This is a genomic window from Parabacteroides leei, from assembly GCF_023369805.1.
Lineage (GTDB): Bacteria > Bacteroidota > Bacteroidia > Bacteroidales > Tannerellaceae > Parabacteroides > Parabacteroides leei.
In genome coordinates this window covers 1-17,095 of record NZ_JAMBQG010000004.1, presented here as the reverse complement: position 1 = coordinate 17,095, position 17,095 = coordinate 1, and the positions used below count along the sequence as shown (strand labels likewise).

Here is a 17,095-nt window from a genome sequence, read left to right as displayed (position 1 = left end):
CTTCCGAAAACCCACCGTAGTAATACGGCAGGGCGTTGGATGCTTAGCCTACCCCTCAAATCGGTGAACAATCTGGTCAAGGACGCCCGCAAGGTGCAGCAGACCATCCTGATGGTGGGCGACATCACAGACATCTATGTGAACAGTTTCCAACGGATGCTCCGTGACGGGAATTTCAGACCCGAAGAGCTTTCCGCAATCGCTTTCGGCTACACGAAACTGCTGGAGGAAAGCAACGAAGTGTTGACGGAACTCAGGAACGTGGTGAACATCACCACGCTCTCCATGACCGACAAGGAGCGCATGGACGTGGTGGAACGCTGCCACTCGAAGATGAAGCGTTACCGCAACCTCGTGAGCTACTACACGAACAAGAACATCTCCGTGAGTTACCTGCGTGCGAAAAAGAAGAACGACCTCGACCGCATCATGGGGCTGTACGGGAACATGAACGAAAGATACTGGTAGCCTATGAAGTTCGACAACCTTCATCAGATTTTACGTTCACTTTATGAGCAGATGATGCCGCTGTGTGGGGACATGGCTGGTGTGGCGAAAGGCATCGCCGGGCTGGGTGCGCTGTTCTACGTCGCCTACCGGGTATGGCAGTCGCTGGCGAGAGCTGAACCGATAGACGTATTCCCGATGCTCCGTCCTTTTGCCATCGGTCTGTGCATCATGTTCTTCCCGACTGTGGTGCTGGGCACGATAAACAGCATCCTCTCACCCGTCGTACAGGGCACGGCAAAGATGCTGGAGGCGGAAACGCTGGACATGAACCGATACCGGGAGCAGAAGGACAAACTGGAATACGAGGCGATGGTACGCAACCCCGAAACCGCCTACCTCGTGTCCAACGAGGAATTTGACAAGCAACTGGAGGAACTCGGCTGGTCGCCCTCCGACATGGTGACGATGGCGGGAATGTATATCGACCGGGGAATGTACAACATGAAGAAGAGCATCCGCGACTTCTTCCGCGAGATACTCGAACTGCTGTTCCAAGCCGCCGCCCTCGTGATAGACACCGTCCGCACCTTCTTTCTCGTGGTGCTGGCGATTCTCGGTCCGATAGCCTTCGCCCTGTCGGTATGGGACGGTTTCCAAAACACGCTCACGCAGTGGATATGCCGCTATATACAGGTCTATCTGTGGCTACCGGTATCGGACATGTTCAGCACCATACTGGCGAAGATACAGGTTCTGATGCTGCAAAACGACATCGAGCGGATGCAGGCAGACCCGAACTTCTCGCTGGATTCGAGCGACGGGGTGTATATCGTATTCCTCTGCATCGGCATCATCGGCTACTTTACCATTCCCACCGTTGCGGGCTGGATTATCCAAGCCGGAGGCATGGGCGGTTACGGTCGCAACGTGAACCAGATGGCGGGACGAGCCGGAAGCATGGCGGGCAGCGTGGCGGGTGCAGCCGCAGGAAACGCAGTCGGACGTGTCGGCAAATTGCTGAAATAATCAATGTGCAATCATAAATTGGAAAATATAAATGGAATTCAAATCACTTAGAAACATCGAATCGTCGTTCAGGCAGATACGCCTGTTCGGTATCGTCTTCCTCTCGCTGTGCGCCGTGGTGACGGTGTGGAGCGTGTGGAACTCCTACCGTTTCGCAGAGAAGCAACGGGAGAAAATCTATGTGCTGGACAACGGCAAGAGCCTGATGCTCGCCTTGTCTCAGGATTTGTCGCAGAACCGCCCGGCGGAGGCACGGGAACATGTGCGCCGTTTCCACGAGATGTTCTTCACGCTATCACCTGAAAAAAGCGCGATTGAACACAACGTGAAACGTGCCTTGCTGCTGGCGGACAAGAGCGTGTACCACTATTATTCGGACTTCGCGGAGAAGGGGTACTACAACCGCATCATCGCCGGGAACATCAACCAAGTGCTGAAGGTGGACAGCGTGGTGTGCGACTTCAACGCCTATCCCTACCGTGCCGTGACCTACGCCACACAGAAAATCATCCGGCAGAGCAACGTCACCGAGCGCAGCCTCGTGACCACCTGCCGCCTGCTGAACGCATCGCGGTCGGATGACAACCCGAACGGTTTTACCATCGAGGGTTTCACCATCATTGAGAACAAGGATTTACAGACTATCAAACGGTAACAGGACATGAAAAGTATCAGAAAATCAATGTGGGGCATGTATTGGAAACTCCACGACAAACGGAAACGCTTGGCGGCAAGTCTCAAAGGGTATCTGGACGGCTTGCCGCCGGAAACACGCCGCCGCATCGTGCTGGGGATGTTCGCCGCCTTCGCGGTGCTTGCCCTTTACACCTTCGGCAGAGCCGTCTATGACATCGGCAGGAACGACGGCTCACATATGGAAACGGGACACGCCGGACGGGTGGAACTGCCGACCCCGGCGGAAACAGGCAATCACTTAACACCTTATTTATATGGAACAGACAAAGAATGAACCGACGAAAGAGAACAAAGCTGCTCCCGAAACGGGGAAACCGAAAAAGGAGCGCGAACCGCTGACAGAGGCGCAACGGCTGAAACGGCAGAAGATGATCGTGCTGCCCGCTATGGTGTTGGTGTTCATCGGGGCGATGTGGCTGATATTCGCCCCGTCCTCCGGCAAGGAGCAACCGCCGGGAACGGACGGATACAACACCGAGATGCCCGACGCTGACAAGGCGAACCGGCAGATTATCGGCGACAAGCTGAAAGCCTACGAGCATGGGGAGATGGAAGAGCGTCAGGAGAGCCGCAACCGTGCCATCGGGCAGCTGGGCGACATGTTCGACCGCGAGATAGCGGGAACGGAGAACGGAGTGGACTTCGACCTCGCCAATCCGGGCGGCAAGGAAGAAAGGGCAAAGCCAGCCACGCCGCAGACCATCCAGTCCTCCGCAGCCGCCTACCGTGACCTGAACGCCACGCTCGGAAACTTCTACGACCAGCCGAAAAACGACAATGCGGAGATGGACGAATTGTTGGAGCGCATCGCATCGCTGGAGTCGGAACTGGAAAGCGAGAGGGGCAAGGCTTCCTCTATGGACGAGCAGGTGGCTCTTATGGAGAAGTCCTACGAGCTGGCGGCAAAGTACATGGGCGGTCAGAACGGAGGACAGCCATCGGCGGAACAGAGGGCAGAGCCAACTACCGTGCAGAAAGGGAAGAAGAACAAGGCAATGCCTATCAGACAGGTGGAGCATCAAGTAGTTTCTTCACTCTCACAGCCTATGAGTAACGCGGAGTTTGTCGCCGCCTTATCGCAGGAACGCAACCGGGGTTTCAACACGGCTGTCGGCACGGCGGAGGTATTGGACAGGAACACCATACCGGCGTGCGTGCATGGGGCGCAGAGCGTGACGGACGGGCAGACGGTAAGGCTGCGCCTGCTGGAGCCTATGGCGGTGGCAGGCAGGACAATACCCCGGGGTGCGGTGGTGGTCGGCACGGGCAAGATACAGGGTGAGCGGCTCGACATCGAGATTACCTCGCTGGAATACGACGGCACGATTATCCCCGTGGAGCTTGCGGTCTATGACACGGACGGACAGCCCGGCATCTTCATCCCGAACTCGATGGAGATGAACGCCGTCCGGGAGGTCGCCGCCAACATGGGCGGCTCGCTGGGAAGCAGCATCAACATCTCCACCAATGCCGGGGCGCAGCTCGCCTCCGACTTGGGCAAGGGGCTGATACAAGGCACGAGCCAGTACATCGCCAAAAAGATGCGAACCGTCAAGGTGCATCTGAAAGCCGGGTACAGGGTCATGCTTTACCAAGAAAAATATTGAAAACAATAAAAATTACCACTAAAATCCAAAAGTAATGAGAAAAGTAATCATCATGTTTGCCCTCGCTATGGGCATCATAACTGCCAACGCGCAGGAGAATGTAACCGTTGAAACGACCAACGGAAGTGAACAACCGACCTTGACGAAGGAGGTCTATCCGCAGAAGGAGGCGGACGGCGACCTATATCACGGGCTGTCACGCAAGCTGACCTTCGACCGCATGATACCGCCGCACGGTCTGGAAGTGACCTACGACAAGACCGTCCACGTCATTTTTCCGGCGGAGGTGCGCTATGTCGATTTAGGCTCGCCCGACCTGATTGCCGGGAAAGCCGACGGAGCGGAGAACATCATCCGTGTGAAGGCTACCGTAAGGAATTTTCCCAACGAAACGAATATGTCCGTCATCACGGAGGACGGCAGTTTCTACACCTTCAACGTGAAGTACGCCGCCGAACCGCTGTTGCTCAACGTGGAGATGTGCGACTTCATCCATGACGGCAGCACGGTGAACCGCCCGAACAACGCGCAGGAAATCTATCTGAAAGAGCTGGGCAGCGAAAGCCCGATGCTGGTGCGCCTTATCATGAAGTCCATCCACAAACAGAACAAGCGCGAGGTGAAGCATATCGGCTGCAAGCGTTTCGGCATCCAATACCTGTTGAAAGGCATCTACACGCACAACGGCTTGCTTTATTTCCACACGGAGATAAAGAACCAGAGCAACGTGCCTTTCGATGTGGACTACATCACTTGGAAAATCGTGGACAAGAAGGTTGCGAAGCGTACTGCCGTGCAGGAGCAGATTATTCTGCCGCTCCGCGCGCAGAACTACGCCACCCTCGTGCCGGGCAAAAAGAGCGAGCGCACGGTCTTCACGATGGCGAAGTTCACCATCCCCGATGACAAGTGCCTCGTGGTGGAATTGAACGAGAAGAACGGCGGCCGTCACCAGTCCTTCGTGATTGAGAACGAGGATTTGGTACGCGCGGGTACCATCAACGAACTTCAAGTACGCTGACCATGAGAAAGTACATCGCAATAATCATCGCGTCGCTTGCCCTTTTTACAGGGCAGGCGCACGCCCAGCGGTGTCTGCCGAAGATGCAGGGCATCGAGGTGAGGGCGGACATGGCGGACGGCTTCAATCTCGGCGGCAAGGACGGCGGGTACAGCTTCGGGGCGGCTCTCTCCACCTACACGAAGAAGGGGAACAAGTGGGTGTTCGGTGGCGAATACCTGTTGAAGAACAATCCCTACAAGGACACCAAGATACCCGTGGCGCAGTTCACGGCGGAGGGCGGCTATTACTTCAAGATACTGTCGGACGCCCGAAAGATTGTTTTCGTCTATGCCGGGGCTTCGGCTCTCGCCGGATATGAGGCGGTAAATTGGGGGAAGAAGGTGCTGCATGACGGCTCCACGCTGCACGACCGGGACGCCTTCATCTACGGCGGTGCGCTGACGCTCGATGTGGAGTGTTACGTGGCAGACCGTATCGCCCTGCTTGCCAACCTGCGGGAGCGTTGCCTTTGGGGTGGCGACACACGGAAGTTCCACACGCAGTTCGGGGTCGGTATCAAGTTCATCATCAACTGACACGGGCATGGAAAGGACGGAAATAGATGCTGTCAGAAGGATGCCGCTTGCGGATTTTCTCGCACGGCTGGGGCATGAGCCTGTCAGAAGGAGCGGTAACGAGCTGTGGTATCTTGCCCCGTACAGGGGCGAGCGCACATCCTCTTTCCGTGTGAACGTGGCGAAACAGCTCTGGTACGACTTCGGTTTGGGCAAGGGCGGCGACATCTTCACGCTTGCCGGGGAGTTTCTGCAAAGCGATGACTTCATGAAGCAAGCGAAGTTCATAGCGGAAGCCGCCAATATGACGGTTGCCGGATGGGAAAAGCCCGTCTATCTCTCGAAGCCGACCGAATCCGTTTTTGAGGATGTGGAGGTCGCTCCGCTGCTCCGCTCACTGCTGACGGAGTATTTAGAGGAACGGGGCATCCCTTACGCCATCGCATCCCGTCACTGCTGCCGCTTGAACTACGGTGTGCGTGGGAAACGGTATTTTGCCGTTGGCTTTCCGAACATGGCAGGTGGCTATGAAGTCAGAAGCCGATATTTCAAGGGTTGCATACCTCCGAAGTCTGTATCACTGGTAAAGGCGAATGACATCCCGGCTGACGAGTGCCTCGTGTTCGAGGGCTTCATGGACTTTCTCTCTGCCGTGACGCTTGGTGTAACCGGTAACGCTGACTGTCTTGTGCTGAACTCAGTCGCCAACGTGGAGAAGGCGGCGGGATTGCTGGACGGATACGGGCGCATCGGCTGCTTCCTCGACCGTGACGAAGCCGGACGGCGGACGCTTGCCGCACTTACCATGCGATACGGGGAACGTGTCACCGACCGTTCCTCCCTCTATGACGGTTGCAAGGACTTGAACGAGTACCTGCAACTGACAACGAAAAAACAGAAAAACAACCATCTAAAAATCGAAGAACAATGAACATACTGAACAACAGAAACAAGAGAACATCAATATTCAAGGCAGTGGCGTTATGCCTGATAGCCGCCATGTCATTCACCCTCGTGTCATGTGACGATGACATGGACATCCAGCAGTCCTATCCCTTCACGGTGGAGGTCATGCCCGTGCCGAACAAGGTAGTAAAGGGGCAGACAGTGGAAATCCGCTGTGAACTGAAAAAGGAGGGCGACTTTTCGGGTACGCTCTATACCATCCGCTATTTCCAGTTCGAGGGGGAAGGCTCGCTCAAAATGGATAACGGCATCACCTTCCTGCCTAACGACCGCTACCTGCTGGAGAACGAAAAATTCCGCCTGTACTACACGGCGGCGGGTGATGAGGCGCATAATTTCATCGTGGTGGTGGAGGATAACTTTAGCAACTCCTACGAACTGGAATTTGACTTCAACAACAGGAATGTAAAGGACGACGATCTTACCATCGTTCCCATCGGCAACTTCAGCCCCTTGTTGAAATGATGCGTGTATTCATGACAATGCTCTGTTCACTTCTGACGGTCTGTTCTGTGTCCGCGCAGATCAGCCGCCAAGAGGGAACGGACGGGCAGGCGGCAATCTACCGACTGCCGCTTATGGAACGTGCTTTTTTATGCTGCCGCTACTTTGAAGGCTGGCACTCAGAAAAACACTACCCATACGTCGGTTGGGGTCACAAACTTTTGCCAAACGAGAAGTATTCGGCACGAACCATGACAAAACGGGATGCGGATGAACTTTTGCGGAAAGACCTGCGCAAATTTGTCGCCATGTTCCGTAAATTCGGGGTTGATTCGATTTTGCTTGGCACGTTAGCTTACAATGTGGGACCGGCGAAGCTGTTAGGCAGCAAAACAATCCCCAAAAGCACCTTAATCAAGAAGCTGGAAGCTGGTGACAGGAACATCTACCGTGAGTATATAGCCTTCTGCAACTACAAAGGAAAACGCCACGCCATGCTGCTCAAACGGAGAAAGGCGGAGTTTGCGCTGTTGTATATCCCATAAAAGGACTGACAAAACTGGCAAAAGACGTGCCATATTTAACTTGGCACGTCTTTTGCTCTATCACTTGATAGATTATCGTAGGATTTTCTCGTTAATTGACATCGTTGAGCCATTTTTGCCTATCGGTTTCCAAATAACACTTCAAGTTGTAAGTGTTGTGAGAGCAATACAAAACATAGTTATTAACCATAAAAAGTATAGCGAAATTATGAAGAAAGTATTTAGGAAAATTCAGAAAGGAACAACAAAAATGATTGAACGTATCAAATCGTTGGGGGAAATGGAGACGAAGCAGAAATGTGTAGTTCAACGGTTCGAGATTATCATTCCCCTCCACCAAAAAATAACGACCCAATATATAGCCTCCGCAAGTTTTACTTGCGGATTTTTTAGTTATCGCAGATTGGACAAAGGTTTCTTTGCTACTTTCTTTGTCCGCCATCATGCTCACTGAAAGAAAGTAGGGCGGCTCTCGCCGCCCCGCCACTCAAAAGCGTGTGTAAAGTCCCGTCACCATCGTGAACATTTCCTCCAGCATATCAAAATAGATACCCTCGTGTACGGCAATGTCCTTTGTCTTGCACTCAAAGGTCTTTTTGCTGAACGTCCTGCGGTAGAAGCGCATATTGTAGAGGTCTGCCCCTTCGTCATAGATGATGTCAAGGCGGTTGGCACTTGTTTTGTTCCTTGCAAGGCTCATCCGTAAGCCGTTGCCCATATCTATGAAATCACGGCTACCTGTCATGGCGGTGAAGCGTTTTCCGCCTATCTGCTGTAATATCGTCTTGGCTATCATATCTTTTGTTTTTAGGGTTTTAAGTATTGGCGGTGCGGACACCGCCATCCCGTTCAAAATTCTCGCATTTCGGAAATGGGGGTCTGCCGTTGTAGCCACTCTTTCACACATTCCATATTGTACTCGCTCGTGATGACTGCCGTATGGCTGTCGGTGGCGGTGAAACGTGTGCTTTCGTAATCATCTATCCACCCCTTGAGGGTGTCCGTTCCCCACGCTCCGGTATCGTCAAAGATACCGTCCAATGCCGTGATAGGTTCGCTGAACTTGACTATCAGCGTTTGATAGGTCGTGTTCATAGTCTGTCCTCCTTTCCCTTCTTTGCGTTCAGCCACTTGTCCCGTGCGGCTCGGCACTCGTCCAACGTGGGTTTGACACAAGAGAACAATTCTCTGTCTATGGGGTGGCGGTAGTCGTACTGCACAAGTGTCCGCCTGCGTCTTCCGATACCCGATTGGAAACGCTCGTATTTCTCCGTACCTGCTTCCGCGCAGGTGCTTACTCCGTTGATGGTCATTCGTGTTGTCATAATGTTGCTTTTTAGATGGTTAAAAATGTACTGACAGAACTCTGTTCTTCATCACCATTTCGGGGTTGCTTGTGTAGCGTTGGTGCAGGTAGAAATGGTGTGAGCCGAAGCCGTAAAGGAAAAACTTGTCAAGTTCGTGCTTCTCGGCAAACTCCTTTACGCTCTTTCTCAATTCCCCCTCACTCGTTGTGAGAGTGAGGAGGTTCACAAATTCAAGGAACATCGTGGGGATTGCATCATCCCACACACAAATCATACTTTCAATTCTTACTTCCATATCAATGTTGTTTTAGGGGTTATGCTATGCCGCTTTCATCCGCTCACGGATAAGGTTGGCGTTCTTGTTCACAAGGTCTATGATGCGCTCGTGATATTCGGTGTCCTGGTTGTGCTTGCCGTGGCACTGCACCACTTCGAGGGTTCGCAAGTCCACCTCTACGGTTTCAATAATCTCATCGCCAATCCTTGCCGATAGTATGAGGGTGTCGGCTTTCTTGTAGTATCCACTGCCAAACACGCAGATGCCCTGCGTCTTGCCCTCGTTGTAATACTCGTCTATGCTTTCAAGCACCTTGACGATTATTTCCTCGTCCGTGATTACCAAGCCGAAGAATTTGGATTTGTTGGCGATGAAATCCTCCGCATCTTTCTTTCGTTGGAGTTGTCGCTGTTGCTCACGCTCACGCCTTTCAATCTCCCAACGGCGTTGCTCTGCGGCTCTTTCCTTCTCGTGTATGGCTTCAATTTTTCGGGTTGCGTTGTCGTGTGCCGCCATGAAATCTTCGGGACAGATGTTCTTCGGGTTACGGAGGTCTTGACCGAGTTTTTTGAGCATACGCAGATAGTCGCACCACATTGAGAGGTTGTCTATCTGATACTTGTGACGCTTGGCAATCAGATATGATGCCCAACATTCATCGGCAGTACGGGTATTGAAAAGAAAGTGTTTCATGACCTCAATCTCACCGCCTTTCATAAGGGTTTCAATTCTTGGGTCTGAAAGCAAGGCTTTGAAAAGACGCACGGGGGAGATGCCGTGGAAATCGCCCTTGAAGCCGTTACGTCTGAGTTGGGGCAATATCCTCATCTTTGGATATGCACAGCTTCTTGCCACCACATCATCGTATAGGCTGTTGTGCGGTCTTACCTCCATATCGCTGCCTAATGCCCACACATCGCAATAGCAGAAAAGGAAGCCACGGAGCAACGCCATGTCCGTAACCTTGCCGTCGGGTGAAATCCAACGCTGCACGACCTCGTGGCAGTAGAAACGCATCGGTTCGCCTTTCCTGCTCTCGCATCTGACCTGCGCCACGCGGATTACCTGATACCCTTTGCAGGTGGTTATCACGCTGAAATTCTGCGTTTCCTTGTAGATGCGTCTGCGTGTGTCCTGCACTTTGAGTTCGGCATGGCATTTGGGGCAGGTGCAGCCTTCAAGGGTGTCGCATAGTCCGCTGTCGCTGTGCCACTCGTGACCGCAGTCGGAACAGGTGATGTTCCCTTTCTTGGTGCGGTAGCCGATATGCTCAACGCAGTGGCGGTATGCCCAATCTATTTGTGTCGCTGATATGGGGCGAAGGTTGGCGGAAAGTCTTGCCACCTCTTTCTGTATCTTGGTCTTCGGTTTCATAAGCCTAAATCAAATAATGAGGGTTGGGGTTGGTTTTCTTTTCTCGCTGACGGTCTGTGGCGGTTCTGCAACTTGCGGAGTTCCTCCTCTTGGTATTTGCGGACAGCGTTCTGACGTGCCTCCGCCTTTTCCTCTGCCGTGAGTTTCACAACGTGGTTCACAACCACTTGGCAGTCCATCGGTTTGCCCACCTCTATCTCGTTTTCCTCATAGTAGTGGATGGCTTGCCCGAATATCTCTCCGTCCGTGAAACCGTTGCAACCGCTTTTCTGCACATAGTTCAGAATGTGGGTCACGCACTCGTCCATGTTCTTGGCAGGGTTGCGGTACTTCTTTGCAAATAGCGCATCTTCCTCCGCACGCTGTTCCAAGTACATATATATCGTTCTCTTGAAATGGTCTGTTCCTTTCATATCGCTGTCATTTTTAGATTATCTGTTTCAGTATCTCTCTCCAATAGGTCGGCTCTACCTCGCTGAGAAGGAAGTCCATGAAATCCCTCCGTGCGTCCTTGTTCAGTTCGTGGTACAATCTTCGGAAAGTTTCAAAATTGCCGTTGATGTACGTTTCCACCATATACACGAAGATGTTGTCCACCTCGTAATATCTGCACTGCTGCGCTGCCGTCTTGCTGTTTCTTTTTGCCATGTCGGTAAGGGTTAAAGGGTGAATAACCAAAGGATGAAGCCAAAGAAGGCAATGGTGGAAAGGATAGCCACGATTACACCTATCGCCACTCGGAACACTCCGTTTACAATCTCTCTGATGATGCCCCAAAGGATGCCGAACACCCCGAAGGCGGTGCGCATCATCAAGCCGCATATCGCCAACCCGATGTGTTGCGCCATTTGTCTGAAATTTGCCGTTGCCGTCATATCTTCGCTGTTTTTGATTTTTTTGTTTTTAATGCGGATTCAAGAGCTGAGGGAGTTGAGTTTCAAACTATCTTATCTGCCTCTCGTTTATCCGACATTTTTTTTATGCGTCTTTCTGTCGCATCGGTCGTTTTCGTTTCGGGTGCTTGAAAAGGTAGGGATTAGGGAATGCAAGGTTTTTCGGTCAAAATACTACCCGCAGGGCTGGAGATTTTTACCGAAAACAGGAGGCTTGACCTTGCTTTCCCGTCCAATCCCGGAATTACCTTTGCGCCCAGAACGAAAATGACTGACTGATGCGGCTTACTGAAAGGCGCAAAATGGAGGTAAACGAAAACAGAGGCAGATTGTGTAGAAAAAAACTTCAGGGGAAAATCCGTAAAAAAAAGAATCACCAAAAGGAAAAAGACATCACCGGAAGCGTGAAAAGGGCAAACCACAACAAAGGAAGTATGATTGTTTCCGATCCGACGGAACTTGTTCAGCCGGGTGGCAACAATCATTCTTCCCGGTTTGTCCGGCTGTGTGTGGGCGCCTGTTTCATTCATGGGGCAGGCTGACACACTCTGCATTCACTTTCCGCTTCCGGCAAAAGAGACAGCGAAAAAAGAAAAATCATTTGAAAACCCGTAAAAGCACCTCTTGGCATAGGCGCAAAAGAAAGGGGCATTGCTTCATCTGTCTAAACATCGTTTAGGCGTGAGGCAATGCCCTTTTCTCCAGCTATGCGGTAGTCGGCACACGTTTGTTCCAAACTCGTTTTGGGCAATGGTGTGCCGACGGACAATACCGCTTTTACGGAAAATTCTTATGAATGAGGGGATAAAAAACGGGAGTTTATATCAAAATCTCGAATTAAATAGCTACTTTTGCATACGAAGAGTTCTTTGAAGGTTACGCAACGCGCAGAAGGATAATGCAGTAGATAACTAACTAAATCGTAACCTATTACTATCAAGAGCAATTAACCTACGCTCATTTCCAATAAATTACACTCTTTTCGTAACTTCAGTTTGCAAAGTTACATAAAAAATCATTCTCCCACATCACTCAGACGGGCATTCTCACATTTAACTATACGGGCCGGATAATTATGTACCAGTGTATAGTTATGTGTGGTCATTACCACCGCCGTACCTTTCTGGCAAATGTCATGCAGAAGCTGTACGATCTGGCCGCTTGTTTCCGGGTCGAGATTACCGGTCGGTTCGTCCGCCAGTATCAGTTTCGGATCATTCAGGAGTGCTCTTGCTATGACGATACGCTGTTGTTCGCCACCCGACAATTCGTGCGGCATTTTGTATCCTTTATTATGCATGCCGACCTGATGGAGCACATCGTCGATACGCTCTTTTATCTCGCTCTTCTTCTTCCATCCGGTAGCCCGCAGGACGAACTCCAGGTTTTTGATCACCGAGCGGTCGGTAAGCAGTTGGAAATCCTGAAAAACAATCCCCAGTTTCCGCCGAAGATAAGGTATATCTTTCCGCTTCATCTTACAGAGGTTGTAATCCATCAGCCAGGCTTCTCCCTGGCCGATCGGGATCTCGCAATACAAAGATTTCAACAGACTGCTCTTCCCGGAACCCACTTTTCCGATGACATAGACAAACTCTCCGTTACGAAGCGTAAAAGAGGCATTATGCAGTATGACATTTTCATCGCGGCAGATCTCTACATCTTCCAGTCTGAGCAGAATTGTATCTTCCATAGTAATTTATGCTTTATGTCTTTTCTTTAATTCACGTGCCAGGTCTTCCAGACGGAGGCCTTTGCTTGTAAGTAATACGATCAGGTGGTAGACCAGGTCGGATGCTTCATAGATAAAGCCATCTTCTGTTCCGTTTGTTGCTTCGATCACTGTTTCTACAGCTTCTTCGCCTACTTTCTGAGCCATACGGTTCACCCCTTTCAAAAACAGGGAAGTAGTGTAAGAGCCTTCCGGCATTTCCTGACGGCGCTGTTCGATAAAGTCCTGCAGATATTTCAGGAACATGATATCCTCTATATTCTTTTCGCCAAAACAGGTATCGGCACCCGTATGACAAACCGGACCGGCCGGATTCGCTTTGATAAGGATGGTATCGTTATCGCAATCTACCATCATACTGACCACCTGCAGGGTGTTGCCGCTGGTTTCACCTTTCATCCACAAACGGTTCTTTGTACGGCTGAAAAAAGTAACCTTACCGGTTTCCTTTGTTTCCTCATAGGCTTCTTCATTCATAAAGCCCAGCATCAATACTTTGTTGGTATTGTTATCCTGAACGATTGCCGGGATAAGTCCGCCCATTTTTTCAAAATCTAATTTCATCTTATTCTAATGATTATATTCTTACATTGATACCTTCCGCATGAAGGTATTGTTTTAAATCGGATATAGCTATCTCACCGAAATGAAATACGCTGGCAGCCAAGGCGGCATCCGCTTTCCCTTCTGCAAATGTATCACGAAAGTCTTTCATCTTTCCGGCTCCCCCGGAGGCTATGACCGGAATATGCAGCTTATCGGCCAATACCGATAATGCGTCGTTGGCATATCCGTCTTTCACGCCGTCGTGTGTCATACTGGTGAACAGGATTTCTCCGGCTCCCCTATTTTCCGCTTCTGTAGCCCATTCGTACAGGTGCTTCTCCGTCGGGATACGCCCCCCGTTCAGGTAACAAATCCAGTCGCCGTTCTCTTGATTGGCATCGATAGCCACCACACAGACCTGGCTTCCGAAATTCTTCGCAATCTCTTCGATCAACGAGGGATTGCGTAATGCTGCCGAGTTGATCGAAACCTTATCGGCTCCGGCACTCAACAGGCGGTCCACATCTTTCAATTCATTAATACCGCCACCTACCGTAAACGGAATACTGATATTTGCGGCCACTTTCTTCACCAATTCGGTAAATGTCTTACGTCCTTCGTGTGAAGCGGTTATATCCAGGTAGACAAGCTCATCGGCTCCCTCCCGGCTGTATTGTGCCCCCAGTTCAACAGGATCTCCCGCATCACGAAAGTTCACAAAATTAATTCCTTTTACTGTTTTTCCATCCTTAATATCCAGACAGGGTACTATTCTCTTCGCCAACATACTTTGATCTCCCTTAATTATCAGGTAAAACGAAGCAGATCCTTCAAATCGATCTTTCCTTCGTATATAGCCTTGCCGAAAATTACCGCCGGTATTCCCGCCTCAGCCAATTTTTCTATATCTTCAATAGAACTGACTCCGCCACTGGCTATGATATATATAAAAGGTAGTGCATCCCGTATTTCCTTATACAAATCGATAGCCGGTCCCTGCAACATTCCATCCCGGCTGATATCCGTACAGATCACTTTGGTGATGCCTTTGTCGCAATACCCTCCGATAAAAGGTATCAGTTCCTCTTTAGTTGTTTCTTCCCATCCGCTGATCGCTATTTTTTTATCCTTCGCATCAGCACCCAATATAATCTTTTCACTTCCGAACTTGGTTATCCACGATGTGAATACCTCCGGATTCTTTACGGCAATACTGCCACCTGTCACCATCTGTGCCCCGCTTTCGAAAGCAATCTCCAGGTCATCTTCCTGTTTCAGTCCGCCTCCGAAATCAATTATCAGCGAAGTACGCGTAGCCAGTTTCTCCAGCACACGATAGTTTATGATCCGTCCCTGACGTGCTCCATCCAGGTCAACCACATGCAGGCGGCGGATACCATGTGCTTCGAACATCTTCGCTACTTCAAGCGGATCTTCGTTATACACTTTCTTCGTGTCGTAATCGCCTTGCGTAAGACGTACACATTTGCCGTCAATCAAATCTATAGCTGGAATAAGCTCGATCATATATCTTTATAATTTTAGAAAATTCTTCAGAATCACTTCACCGACAGAACCACTCTTTTCCGGATGAAACTGCGTCGCATAGAAGTTATCCTTATGCAACGAAGCGCTGAACGGAAGAATATAATTAGTGGTTGCAGTCGTATACTCATTAACCGGTACATAATAACTATGTACGAAGTAAACAAATTTGTTCTCCAATTGTGCGGTAAATAAACCTCCTTTAACCTCCGTGATCGTGTTCCATCCCATGTGAGGAACCTTGTCTTCATGACGGTGAGGTATGAATCGTTTCACTTCCGTATCGAAAATCCCCAGGCAGTCTGCATCCCCTTCCTCAGAATGACGACACATTAATTGCATACCCAGACAAATACCCAGTACGGGTTGTTTCAGATCCTTGATAATAGCATCCAGTTTATGCTCTTTCAGATAATCCATTGTAGTGAATGCTTCTCCTACGCCCGGGAAGATCACTTTATCCGCTTTATGCAATAATTCCGGATCGGCTGTAATCACAGGACTTACGCCCAATCGTTTCAGTGCATAGCTCACTGAGTAAATATTTCCGGCATTATACTTAATAATGGCGACGTCCATTTTTTATTCCGTTTTTATATTGAGTTGCAAAAGTAACAAATTATCATAACATATTCCCCTTTGATTAATGAAAAGTTGCCAAACAGAGTGTAAATGTGACAAACCTGTTTTAAATCGCCTTATGAAGAACTCCGGTCATTCTGAAAACAGCCAAAAAAAATTCAATTCTTAATCTCCTGCATATCAGGTATGATTAAAAAAAACTCACATTTTCTTCCCATGAAGTATTGCAAGATTAAAAATAATACTTACCTTTGCACCGCAATCGAGAGAGATTGATAATAAAAAGAGGTTCGGTAGTTCAGCTGGTTAGAATACATGCCTGTCACGCATGGGGTCGCGGGTTCGAGTCCCGTCCGGACCGCTTCTTTTAATTATTATTTCCTTATTTGTTTTGGTTCGGTAGTTCAGCTGGTTAGAATACATGCCTGTCACGCATGGGGTCGCGGGTTCGAGTCCCGTCCGGACCGCCAAAACAGAAGACATCACAATGTCATAAACTCATAAATAAGAAGGTGTCTGAAAAGAATGCCTTCTTTTTTTGTTATGCCGCTCTTTTATTATCCATTTTTATATTAAAACCATCTTTGTTTTTCTCAATTATCTCTTTTCGAGAAGTTATCCTACAGAAATAAGTAAAAAACAAAAGAGAACTGACTTTTTTAGCCAGTTTCCTTAGATTATGTGCAATAGCAACTAGGGTAAACTCTGTTTTTACCTTCTCCAATCCTCTTAATCTAAACCGGTTCCATGCCGAGTTATGCTTTATCTGTGCAAAGACTGCTTCCGGTTCTATACATCGTCTGCCCCGATGATAAATACCTTCCTCACTCATGAGTTTTTCCCGTGCTTTTTGTTTATGCCTGTTAAGGTTATAGTTAATTTCTATGATCCGGTTAGTCTTTGATTTATGGCACTGAGATTTCAGCGGGCAACCCTCACAGTTCTGTGCCTGATAACGCTTCAGTACGGATACATATCCCAAATCGGATTTATTTTTCCTTTGGCCTGTATATTCCATATGTTGTCCCATCGGGCATACGTAGTAATCCTGTTCCTGATTATAGTAAAGGTTCTGTATGGCAAAAGCATCCTTCTTCCAGGCACGCTTCTGCTCTTTGTGGAAATAATTGTACTTGACAAAAGCCTCTATACCCGCATTCTCCATAAATTCGTAGTTTTGTTCGCTTCCATAACCGGCATCGGCCACTACGATAGAAGATTGCCTATGATAAGTCTCTCGAAAATCATTCAAAAAAGGAATTAGAGTTCCCGTATCTCCGGCATGCCTATAAATCCCCAGGTTTGTAATAAACTGATTTTCTGTAGCAATCTGTACGTTATAGGCGGGTTTCAATTGCCCGTTTTTCATATGATCCTCTTTCATGCGCATGAAGGTTGCATCCTCATCCGTCTTACTGAAAGAATTACGATCCTCTAATTTCTCTAATTGCGATTCATATTTGGCAAGGCGGGGCAGATATTCTTCCTGTAGCTTTTGGACTTGTTTCTGATCTGCCTTATTCATCC

25 protein-coding genes, 2 tRNA genes and 1 pseudogene are annotated in these 17,095 nt (G+C 49.5%); 13 read left to right on the top strand and 15 right to left on the bottom strand.

Annotation, left to right across the window (positions count from 1 at the left end):
* Positions 1-54: 54 nt before the first annotated feature.
* The 11 genes and pseudogenes from M1P97_RS07690 to M1P97_RS26360 all read left to right on the top strand — a co-directional run.
* Positions 55-468: pseudogene (locus tag M1P97_RS07690) on the top strand (DUF4141 domain-containing protein); the annotation flags it as partial.
* Between the two features lie 3 nt (positions 469-471).
* Positions 472-1,476, top strand: a complete 1,005-nt coding sequence (gene traJ, locus M1P97_RS07685; protein WP_004291518.1) for a conjugative transposon protein TraJ — start codon at positions 472-474, stop codon at positions 1,474-1,476.
* Between the two features lie 31 nt (positions 1,477-1,507).
* On the top strand, positions 1,508-2,131 hold the full coding sequence (gene traK / locus M1P97_RS07680; protein ID WP_004291519.1) for a conjugative transposon protein TraK: 624 nt from the start codon (positions 1,508-1,510) through the stop codon (positions 2,129-2,131).
* Between the two features lie 27 nt (positions 2,132-2,158).
* On the top strand, positions 2,159-2,446 hold the full coding sequence (locus tag M1P97_RS07675; protein WP_018697145.1) for a TraL conjugative transposon family protein: 288 nt from the start codon (positions 2,159-2,161) through the stop codon (positions 2,444-2,446).
* A complete protein-coding gene (gene traM, locus M1P97_RS07670; RefSeq protein ID WP_004291521.1) occupies positions 2,427-3,779 on the top strand; it encodes a conjugative transposon protein TraM in 1,353 nt (450 codons plus the stop codon). The genes M1P97_RS07675 and traM overlap by 20 nt, the downstream gene beginning before the upstream one ends.
* A 34-nt stretch (positions 3,780-3,813) precedes the next feature.
* Positions 3,814-4,800 carry a conjugative transposon protein TraN gene (gene traN, locus M1P97_RS07665; RefSeq protein ID WP_004291522.1) on the top strand — a complete coding sequence of 329 codons (987 nt, stop codon included), beginning with the start codon at positions 3,814-3,816 and terminating at the stop codon, positions 4,798-4,800.
* Between the two features lie 2 nt (positions 4,801-4,802).
* Positions 4,803-5,378 (top strand): conjugal transfer protein TraO, encoded by a 576-nt coding sequence (locus M1P97_RS07660; RefSeq protein ID WP_004291523.1) that lies wholly within the window; start codon positions 4,803-4,805, stop codon positions 5,376-5,378.
* Between the two features lie 7 nt (positions 5,379-5,385).
* A complete protein-coding gene (locus M1P97_RS07655; RefSeq protein ID WP_004291524.1) occupies positions 5,386-6,288 on the top strand; it encodes a toprim domain-containing protein in 903 nt (300 codons plus the stop codon).
* Positions 6,285-6,788, top strand: a complete 504-nt coding sequence (locus M1P97_RS07650; protein ID WP_004291525.1) for a DUF3872 domain-containing protein — start codon at positions 6,285-6,287, stop codon at positions 6,786-6,788. Before M1P97_RS07655 ends, M1P97_RS07650 begins: the two co-directional genes overlap by 4 nt.
* Entirely contained in the window at positions 6,785-7,312 is a 528-nt protein-coding gene (locus tag M1P97_RS07645) for a glycoside hydrolase family protein (RefSeq protein WP_004291526.1), read from the top strand. Before M1P97_RS07650 ends, M1P97_RS07645 begins: the two co-directional genes overlap by 4 nt.
* A 64-nt stretch (positions 7,313-7,376) precedes the next feature.
* Complete coding sequence (locus M1P97_RS26360; protein ID WP_004291527.1) at positions 7,377-7,766, top strand: hypothetical protein; 390 nt, start codon at positions 7,377-7,379, stop codon at positions 7,764-7,766.
* Positions 7,767-7,799: 33 nt separating this feature from the next.
* On the opposite strand, the gene M1P97_RS07635 is transcribed toward M1P97_RS26360, so the two are convergent.
* The 14 genes from M1P97_RS07635 to hisH all read right to left on the bottom strand — a co-directional run bounded on the left by M1P97_RS07635 (position 7,800) and on the right by hisH (position 15,565).
* A complete protein-coding gene (locus M1P97_RS07635) occupies positions 7,800-8,108 on the bottom strand; it encodes a hypothetical protein (protein ID WP_004304290.1) in 309 nt (102 codons plus the stop codon).
* Between the two features lie 53 nt (positions 8,109-8,161).
* A complete protein-coding gene (locus tag M1P97_RS07630; RefSeq protein ID WP_004291529.1) occupies positions 8,162-8,407 on the bottom strand; it encodes a DUF6956 domain-containing protein in 246 nt (81 codons plus the stop codon).
* On the bottom strand, positions 8,404-8,637 hold the full coding sequence (locus M1P97_RS07625) for a DUF3873 domain-containing protein (protein WP_004304291.1): 234 nt from the start codon (positions 8,635-8,637) through the stop codon (positions 8,404-8,406). Before M1P97_RS07625 ends, M1P97_RS07630 begins: the two co-directional genes overlap by 4 nt.
* A 19-nt stretch (positions 8,638-8,656) precedes the next feature.
* Positions 8,657-8,914 (bottom strand): hypothetical protein, encoded by a 258-nt coding sequence (locus M1P97_RS07620; protein ID WP_004291531.1) that lies wholly within the window; start codon positions 8,912-8,914, stop codon positions 8,657-8,659.
* A gap of 24 nt (positions 8,915-8,938) precedes the next feature.
* Entirely contained in the window at positions 8,939-10,270 is a 1,332-nt protein-coding gene (locus tag M1P97_RS07615) for a PcfJ domain-containing protein (protein WP_004291532.1), read from the bottom strand.
* Positions 10,267-10,683 (bottom strand): PcfK-like family protein, encoded by a 417-nt coding sequence (locus M1P97_RS07610; protein WP_004291533.1) that lies wholly within the window; start codon positions 10,681-10,683, stop codon positions 10,267-10,269. Before M1P97_RS07610 ends, M1P97_RS07615 begins: the two co-directional genes overlap by 4 nt.
* A 13-nt stretch (positions 10,684-10,696) precedes the next feature.
* Positions 10,697-10,918 carry a hypothetical protein gene (locus M1P97_RS07605; protein WP_004291534.1) on the bottom strand — a complete coding sequence of 74 codons (222 nt, stop codon included), beginning with the start codon at positions 10,916-10,918 and terminating at the stop codon, positions 10,697-10,699.
* An 11-nt stretch (positions 10,919-10,929) separates the two neighbouring features.
* On the bottom strand, positions 10,930-11,145 hold the full coding sequence (locus M1P97_RS07600) for a hypothetical protein (protein ID WP_004291535.1): 216 nt from the start codon (positions 11,143-11,145) through the stop codon (positions 10,930-10,932).
* A 161-nt stretch (positions 11,146-11,306) separates the two neighbouring features.
* The gene (locus M1P97_RS07595) at positions 11,307-11,693 is read right to left on the bottom strand and encodes a hypothetical protein (protein ID WP_009126113.1); all 387 of its coding nucleotides are present in this window, start codon (positions 11,691-11,693) and stop codon (positions 11,307-11,309) included.
* A 485-nt stretch (positions 11,694-12,178) separates the two neighbouring features.
* Positions 12,179-12,856, bottom strand: coding sequence for a cell division ATP-binding protein FtsE (locus tag M1P97_RS07590; protein ID WP_195371892.1), 678 nt, complete (start codon positions 12,854-12,856; stop codon positions 12,179-12,181).
* A 6-nt stretch (positions 12,857-12,862) separates the two neighbouring features.
* Entirely contained in the window at positions 12,863-13,459 is a 597-nt protein-coding gene (gene hisIE, locus M1P97_RS07585; protein WP_075556377.1) for a bifunctional phosphoribosyl-AMP cyclohydrolase/phosphoribosyl-ATP diphosphatase HisIE, read from the bottom strand.
* Between the two features lie 13 nt (positions 13,460-13,472).
* On the bottom strand, positions 13,473-14,228 hold the full coding sequence (gene hisF / locus M1P97_RS07580) for an imidazole glycerol phosphate synthase subunit HisF (RefSeq protein ID WP_249388753.1): 756 nt from the start codon (positions 14,226-14,228) through the stop codon (positions 13,473-13,475).
* A gap of 20 nt (positions 14,229-14,248) precedes the next feature.
* A complete protein-coding gene (hisA, locus tag M1P97_RS07575) occupies positions 14,249-14,968 on the bottom strand; it encodes a 1-(5-phosphoribosyl)-5-[(5-phosphoribosylamino)methylideneamino]imidazole-4-carboxamide isomerase (RefSeq protein ID WP_195371890.1) in 720 nt (239 codons plus the stop codon).
* Between the two features lie 6 nt (positions 14,969-14,974).
* Complete coding sequence (gene hisH, locus M1P97_RS07570) at positions 14,975-15,565, bottom strand: imidazole glycerol phosphate synthase subunit HisH (RefSeq protein ID WP_195371889.1); 591 nt, start codon at positions 15,563-15,565, stop codon at positions 14,975-14,977.
* A gap of 290 nt (positions 15,566-15,855) precedes the next feature.
* On the opposite strand from hisH, the gene M1P97_RS07565 reads away from it, so the two are divergent.
* Together M1P97_RS07565 and M1P97_RS07560 are read left to right on the top strand one after the other, a co-directional pair.
* Positions 15,856-15,929: transfer RNA gene (locus M1P97_RS07565), tRNA-Asp, on the top strand.
* Positions 15,930-15,961: 32 nt separating this feature from the next.
* A tRNA-Asp gene (locus tag M1P97_RS07560) sits at positions 15,962-16,038 on the top strand.
* A gap of 71 nt (positions 16,039-16,109) precedes the next feature.
* Here the strand turns inward: M1P97_RS07560 and M1P97_RS07555 are convergent.
* A partial coding sequence (locus tag M1P97_RS07555) for a transposase (protein ID WP_249388752.1) occupies positions 16,110-17,095 on the bottom strand: 986 nt, incomplete at its 5' end.